General features: G+C 69.0%; 1 protein-coding gene. It reads right to left on the bottom strand.

The window, feature by feature from the left end; genetic code table 11:
* A partial coding sequence (gene addB / locus EN914_RS34665; RefSeq protein WP_127389650.1) for a double-strand break repair protein AddB occupies nt 1–1,667 on the bottom strand: 1,667 nt, incomplete at both ends.

The raw sequence follows: 1,667 nt of genomic DNA on the forward strand, positions 1-1,667 counted from the left end.
GGACAGCACCACCTTCCCGGCGCCCATGGCCATCTGGAAATCATGCGCGGCAAGGCCGATACGCCGCTCGGGCGGCTCGAGGTCGATGCCGGTCTTCATCAGCCGCGACATGAAGCGGTCGCTCTCTGGCTTGCGCGGCCATACGCCCTCGTTGAGCCCGCCGATGACCAGCGTGTCGACCGTCTGCAACCGGGCTTCCAGCGCGCCCCAGATGGCGATGTTCCGGTCGGTGCCTTGTGCCGGCTTGACCGTTTCAGGCGCGATCAGCGCCGCCATGATGTCGGGCCACTCGGTCGCCGCGAAGGACAGCGAAGCCGAAGCCGCGACCAGCCCGCGCAGCAGTTCGGCAAGCTTCTCGCCGGCGTCACCGGCATAGAGTTCGCCAAGGCCGCCGTCGGCGGTGCGGCCGAGATTTTCGAGTGTCACGACACTGGCCCTGACAAGCGCGGCAAGGTCGGCGTCATCCCGGCCTCGGAAGGCTGCGAGCGGCGCCAGCGCCTGCTTGAGACGTTCGAGCAAATTCCGCGCAGTTTCGATAGAGCGCACGGTCAGCCGGGAAAACCAGAAGGGCTGTCGGCTGCCGCCGCCCAAGCCGGTGAGGCGGGCTTCGAACAGTTCCGGTAGCGAAACGATGTCGGGGCGGCCTGTGCCGCCGCGCAACGCCACCAGTTCGATCAGCTCCGCCGCGTGGCGCACATCGGCCCGTTCGAGGCCGAGGCCGAGCAGCGGATGCTTGAGCAGCGACAGCAGGCCAACCGGATCGCCTGGCCGGAACAGTGCCTCGAGCGCCAGCCTGAGCAGGCTGGCCGCCGGGGTGTTGGCGAGCGGTGTGCCACCGGAATCGTCGGCAACGACGCCGAAGCGCTGGAGCTCGATCGAGACGCGCCGCGCCAATGCGCGGTCGCCGGTGACGAGAGCCGCCCTTTGGCCGGGATGTTCGACCGCGCGCTTGAGCGCGACAGCGATGGCCACGGCCTCATCACGTTCGCTGGCGGCTTCGAGCAAGGTCACCTCGGCGAAGGCGCCGGCAATGTCGGACGCCGGGAAACCGGCACGTGTCTCGGCCCAGAGTTCGGTGGTTTCGGCCGGCCGCAGCGCTTCGCCGACAAGGGCAGCGCGAAGCGCACGTCGCGGTTCGGCCACGCCAATCTCCTCGACGTCGCCGCGCAATACGCCGATCTTGCCGATCAGCCTGGCCAAGCCATATTGCGGGTGGCCGAGTACGGCTGGACGCGCGCCAGGCGCGGCAATCGCCTGGAACGACGCTTCGTCCAGCGTCCGGTCGAGACCCGGCAGCACGATGGCGCCGCCGGGCAGGCGCGCGATCGCGGCAAGCAATTCGGCCGTCGCTGGTATCGAGCCGGTCGAGCCTGCGGCGATGACCGGGCCGGCAGGCGGATTGCGCTGCAGCCGCGCCGCCTCGGCGCGGATCAGCGCGCTGCGATGCGCGGCCGGATTGGAGCGGTCGCTTTCCGCGAGGAATTTCGGCCAGGCTTCGGTGACGATGCCAAGGAATTCGAGCGTCACCTGCCACCATCCGGCAAGATTGCCGGTCACCAGATCGGTGAGCTTGGCCCAGTCGGTGCCTTCCGTCTCGATCTCGTCCATGAGCCGGGCGAGATCGCGCGCCAGCCAGATCGCGTCGGCGGTGGAAGCCGGGATGACGA

Source organism: Mesorhizobium sp. M7A.F.Ca.CA.001.08.2.1 (assembly GCF_003998455.1).
In the GTDB taxonomy this organism is placed as follows: Bacteria; Pseudomonadota; Alphaproteobacteria; order Rhizobiales; family Rhizobiaceae; genus Mesorhizobium; species Mesorhizobium ciceri.